Raw genomic sequence first — 5,667 nt, forward strand, 5'->3', positions numbered from 1 at the left:
GGATTGGGTTTATCGATCTGTGAACAAATTTCCCAGCTTCACGATGCACATCTGCAATTCGTATCCGGGCTTATGGAAGGAACCGAAGTAAAAGTAATATTTACAACTTTGTAACAAGTCCATTACAACTTTATAATCTCCGGGGTGCAAGATAGGTAATGTGATCACAAATAAATATAGATCGGCAGACTTGCCAGAAAAGAAGGGGTAAATATGGAAAATAGAATGGGTAAAAAATGTAACGAAAGAAAAGATAACAGAAGGAATCGAAGAAGTAAATGGTTAAATGACAGTACAAAGAAAAGTTGTGATACGAAAAGAACAAATTATGAATTTCCGAAAATTATTGCCGGGGCTTTTGCAGCAATCGGTGTATGCGCATTTTTGTTTGGGGGGTTAAGCGATGCTGTCATGGCTGCAGAACTGGGGAAAACGGCAGCGGTCCCTACCAGCTACCTTTTAAAAGAAGAAATCTCGGAAGCAAAACCCACAATAAGTGAGGATGTAACAGAAGAAAAGGAAAGACAGGAAGAAAAGGCAGCCACGGCAGAAAAAACAGCTTCGACAGAAATGCTGGAGACCCCGGCAATAAAAAAATTGCGGGAGAAGAGGGCGGATAATTATGTGAAGGGCACTTACAAAGTGGTTTCCGACCCGCTGACGAAAGACAGCACTCCTGCGGAGAAAGACCTGACTCAGGATGCAGCGGCAGAAATAGGTGACAGGATGTTATGGGAACTTTTTGGATTAAAGATGAACGGTGCGACCATCTATATGTCATATAATGCAGGCACGGAAACATTTCCAAGGGCTTTCTGGAGCGGTGACGTCCGTCTTGGGAATACCAGGTCACCGGAAGATACCTGTTATACATTCATAATTGATGCGGTAACGGGGGAACGATTCAATGCAGGTTACGCACGAACACTGGAGAAAGAAGTCTCTCTTGATTTTGACAAGAAACTGATGGATAATCCAGGTGAGTATACAGAACTGGCAAGGAAACTGGCAGAAGAGCTGGACATCGTAGATGGCAAGGCAGCGTCTTCGGAATATGGCTGCCAGGGATATTCCAATAATGATCCGGATATCACAATTGAGGTGACGGGAACAAATGGAGATCGGGCATTATTGTCTTTTTCCAGATACGATCAGCAATTTAAAGGTATCGTCTATGATGCCAGCCTTAAGATTTCAGAGCCGGCAGAAAAAGCATCTGCCAGGAAGGCTTCCGAAAAAGCACAGGAAACATTGGAAGCAATACCGGAGGTGGAGTATGCGGAGTCAGAAAATCCTTACTTGATACCATCGGTGGAGGCGGAATAGGTTATAAAGGTTTCTGAATATGGGAAATAAATAGAGGAAGCAGGGCGCAAAAGGAAATATTTGCACTCTGCTTCTTGTTAAAGATTAGATTGTCCACAATTATACCCGGCAGTCATTTCCAATTTTGTAGGGCTAATAAGGCTTACCGTAACAATTTTTTAGGATTGCAGTTTGGTCCTTTTACATTAATACAACCGGTTTAATCAAATCCTTTGGCTTGTCTTTCATCAGCATTAACGCCTCTTCCACTTTATCAAATCCGTGGAAGGTATGGGTAATCAGCTTACTGGTATCCAATTTGCCGGTTTCGATTAAGGAAGCCAGCTTTTCCATACGGAGTCTTCCGCCCGGCATCAGACCGCCTGCGATTGTCTTGTGGCCCATGCCGCAGCCCCATTCAACTCTTGGAATTCTAATATAGTCGCCTTCTCCAAGGTAATTTACATTTCCGATTCTTCCGCCTGGTTTTAACATACGGATTGCCTGGTCAAAGGTGTCTACATCGCCTCCGGCTATGATGATACGGTCAACGCCTTTTCCATGGGTTTTTTCCATAATCTGTTCTACGATATCGCCTTCGCGGTAATTGACAATTTCTGTTGCACCGTATTCTTTGGCAATCTGAATGCAGTTTGGTCTGGAACCAACGGCATAGATGCGGGAAGCACCGCGAAGTGCAGCACCGGCTACCGCCATAAGCCCTACCGGACCGATACCGATTACAACTACCGTATCACCAAACTGTACATCTGCTAATTCCACACCGTGAAAACCGGTGGGAACCATATCACAAAGCATACTGGCTGATGCCAGATCCATACCGGATGGAAGCAGGGCAAGGTTCCCGTCTGCATCATTTACATGGAATAATTCACCGAATACACCATCTTTAAAGTTGGAGAATTTCCATCCGGAAAGCATTCCGCTGGAATGCATGGAGTATCCGCCCTGAGCTTCCAGGGAATTCCAGTCCGGTGTAATGGCTGGGATAATGACTTTGTCACCCGGTTTAAAGTCTTTAACCAGGGAGCCTGTTTCCACAACTTCCCCAATTGCTTCATGTCCTAAAATCATATCATGTCTGTCGCCTAAAGCACCAGCCCAGACTGTATGGACATCAGAAGTACAGGGAGCGATGGCAAGGGGTTTACAGATTGCGTCCAATGGTCCGCATTCAGGTGCCTGCTTATTAATCCAGCCAGTTTTTCCGATTCCTAACATTGCAAAACCTCTCATAATTTCTATCTCCTTTCGAAAACACATTGTTAATTATTTGACGTGCCATAAATATAACATATAATGAATCTATAATCAATTCCATAATTATAAAAATATATCATAATCTTTATGGTTAAAATTTGTGTATTTTGTATATAAAAACAGATTTAAGATAAAAAATATCCGAAAACATTATATAATATATAATCTTTACATAATGTTTTCGGATGCTTATTTTCGTAGGGAGTAGTCAGAATGGCTGAAGCAGACTGACAAACTATTCAGCGCTGTCAGTCTGGTTTCTGGCAGGAATGAATTTTCAAACACGCTCTGGACTCCCAAGCCGCATTTCTGCTTCAGCCATGATTCTTACAGCTGTTTGCACACCGATGCCAAAACGGTCACAGCCAGCTTCCTGCATTTCTAATATATGGTCAAGTGTGCGGATTCCACCGGCTGCTTTTATTTTCACATGTGCGTCTGCGGCAGTACGCATTTTCCGGATGGTATCGGCGCTGACGGGTATATTTGCCCATCCGGTACCGCTTTTGACAAAAGCAGCTCCGGTTTCTGAGACGATTTTACATGCTGTTTCCAATTCAGAATCATTTAAATAAGCCGCTTCAATGATTACTTTGACAGGTACCTTTTGGGCTGTCTGCACCACCTGCGCAATGTCTTGTTCTACATATTGATAGTTTTTTGATTTCAAGGCGCCCACTGCCATTACCATATCCAGTTCCTGACAGCCGGCTTCCAGAAGCTGTGTGCTTTGCTGTACTTTGGAAAGAGTGGTGTCTGCACCTGAAGGGAAGCCCACAACTCCGCCGGTATGAATGTGGGATTCTGATTTCAGGGCATCTGCCAGATAAGGGGTGAAGCAGGGCATGGAGAATGCACATATAAACTGGTATTGTTTTGCACTCAGAATCATTCGGCGGATATCTTCCATAGTATTCTGGGCACGGACACAGCTAACATCAATGTGCCGGTGAAGTTCTTTTAAGAATTGCAGGTTCATTTGGTTGCTCCTTTCAGTTTGAATTTCTGTTGCGTCCGGTCATATTTGTATAGAGCTCATATTTTTTACCGATAATGGTTACATCGTCAAAACAGACGGGTTTTCCCCTTTGTGAGCAGCGCCGCTGGATACAGAGCAGTGCTTCCCCTACTTCTACTTCCAGCATTTGTGCTTCTTCAAACTCTGCGTTTTTGGCAAAAATTTTATCTGCAGCTTCATCAATTTCAATATGATATGTATCCTCCAGAAATTGATACAGTGCGGTAAACTGCCCGCAATAGCCGGCGATTCCTGGAACCAGAGATTCGGGGATGTAATTTTTCATGATTACAATGGGCAGCCCGTCCGCCAGTTGTATGCGCTGTACTCTGGCTGCTTTTTCCCGTTCTCCCAACTGAAGTATTTGGGAAACATGAGCCGGAGGAACTAATGTATCAATATACATGCTTTTGGTTGTAACCGTAAATCCTTTTTTACGTAATGTTTCCGTGACGGAGGTCACACAGTTGAGGCTCTGCCTGGCTTTATAATCCAATACCTGGGTGCCTCGCCCCTGCCGGACTTCCACGTAGTTATCCTCTGCGAGAAGTTCCACTGCTTTGCGGATGGTAATTCTGCTGACAGAATAGATTTCTTCTAACTGGCGCTCGACGGGAATCATTTCCCCAACTTTATATTTTTCATCCAGGATGTCATTTTTTAATTGCTGGTATACTTTTAAATAGGCAGGTAAACGTTCGCTCATAACTGTCCTCTCCTCTTTTAGTTGTTTGTGTATAGTATATGCCAAATGCTTTTAGTGCGCAAGTGTTTGCTGGTTACAAAAGAGTCAGCCCCGCCGCTTTCCCCGGGAATATCAGGCTGTATGGTACCAGAATGTGTACCCGATCTACCCGATCATATACCCTATTAGGATGTAATCCTGATAATGTGTATCCAATAATAAACTTGACAAGTGGACAACTGCTCACTACAATACTTAAATAAAAAGTAAATTTAGAAATACAGCCAGGTACACCGGATATTAAGCAGTTAAATATACAGTCAGACACACAGTCAAATATGCATCCACCCTTAAGTGGTAAGTGGAGCAGAGAAGGAGAAAAAATGACGACAAAAGAAAAGATTATATATGAAGCATTGATGCTTTTTTCCGTAAACGGATATGATGCGGTTTCGACCAGAATGATTGCGAAGGCGGTAGGCGTTACCGACAGCGCCATGTACAAGCATTTTAAGAGCAAACAGGATTTGCTGGATGCAATTTTAAACGAATGCAAGAGCCGTTTCATGCAAAAATTAGAACAAACTAAATTTATGGAAATGGAATGGGAGAATCTGGAGGAAATCTGTATGAGCTTCTTTCAATTTCAGACAGAGGATCCGTGGATTGTTGCTTTTCGGAAATTACTGATGGTGGAGCAATTTAAAGATCAGCAGATGCAGCAGCTATACCGGAACTTTTTTATTGAAATTCCTTTAGAGGGACAAAAGAAAATATTCGAACAACTGATTAAAGAGAAGATCTTAAAGCCGGTGGAACCGGAAATTATGGCATTGGAATTATATGCACCGTTTTTTATGTATCATACGTTAGAACAGGAGAAAACGGTGCAGGAAAAGCTGAAAAAGCATGTAAAGCAGTTTGTCGTGCATTATGCAGCAGAACAACATTAAACTATTTCACAGAAACTTTACATTATTCTGATAAAGGTATGATAATCATCATATATATTAATAACTGTAGGAAATAATTCACAAACACGATACTGAAGTTTACACTACAGAAAGGAGCGGCAGAATGAATGAGATATCATTATGTTTGGTTTGATCTTGGAATGACTCTGGTTGAACCATCCAGAAGTTCGCTGTATCAAAAGGTTTTAAAGGAATTTCACATTGACCGGTCAGAGAATCGGATTCACAAGGCTTATCATTTGACAGATAAGCTGTTTATGAAAGAGTATCCCCATGTGCTGGGGACAGACGAGACTTGCTATATGCCCTGGTATATTGGTAACCTAAATTATTTTTTAGATGTCCGTCTAAATATTATGGAGGTTTACCAGAGGTTTAAGGAGGTTCGGTCAAAAGAATCGTCA

General features: G+C 42.4%; 5 protein-coding genes and 1 pseudogene. 3 read left to right on the forward strand and 3 right to left on the reverse strand.

The features are described 5' to 3' along the window. Positions 1 to 213 precede the first annotated feature (213 nt). Positions 214 to 1,326: a hypothetical protein gene (locus ACH2DQ_RS25970; protein ID WP_394912581.1), complete on the forward strand. Its 1,113-nt coding sequence runs from the start codon at positions 214 to 216 to the stop codon at positions 1,324 to 1,326. A gap of 180 nt (positions 1,327 to 1,506) precedes the next feature. Here the strand turns inward: ACH2DQ_RS25970 and ACH2DQ_RS25975 are convergent, their stop codons facing one another. The 3 genes from ACH2DQ_RS25975 to ACH2DQ_RS25985 form a co-directional block, all read right to left on the reverse strand. Then, positions 1,507 to 2,562: an NAD(P)-dependent alcohol dehydrogenase gene (locus ACH2DQ_RS25975; RefSeq protein WP_394912582.1), complete on the reverse strand. Its 1,056-nt coding sequence runs from the start codon at positions 2,560 to 2,562 to the stop codon at positions 1,507 to 1,509. A gap of 301 nt (positions 2,563 to 2,863) precedes the next feature. After that, positions 2,864 to 3,565, reverse strand: a complete 702-nt coding sequence (gene deoC / locus ACH2DQ_RS25980; protein WP_394912583.1) for a deoxyribose-phosphate aldolase — start codon at positions 3,563 to 3,565, stop codon at positions 2,864 to 2,866. 13 nt (positions 3,566 to 3,578) lie between these two features. Then, complete coding sequence (locus ACH2DQ_RS25985; RefSeq protein WP_394912584.1) at positions 3,579 to 4,310, reverse strand: GntR family transcriptional regulator; 732 nt, start codon at positions 4,308 to 4,310, stop codon at positions 3,579 to 3,581. A gap of 362 nt (positions 4,311 to 4,672) precedes the next feature. Between ACH2DQ_RS25985 and ACH2DQ_RS25990 the strand changes: the two genes are divergently transcribed. After that, positions 4,673 to 5,242 carry a TetR/AcrR family transcriptional regulator gene (locus tag ACH2DQ_RS25990; RefSeq protein WP_394912585.1) on the forward strand — a complete coding sequence of 190 codons (570 nt, stop codon included), beginning with the start codon at positions 4,673 to 4,675 and terminating at the stop codon, positions 5,240 to 5,242. A gap of 128 nt (positions 5,243 to 5,370) precedes the next feature. Beyond that, positions 5,371 to 5,667: pseudogene (locus ACH2DQ_RS25995) on the forward strand (hypothetical protein); the annotation flags it as partial.

Source organism: Robinsoniella sp. (assembly GCF_034124845.1).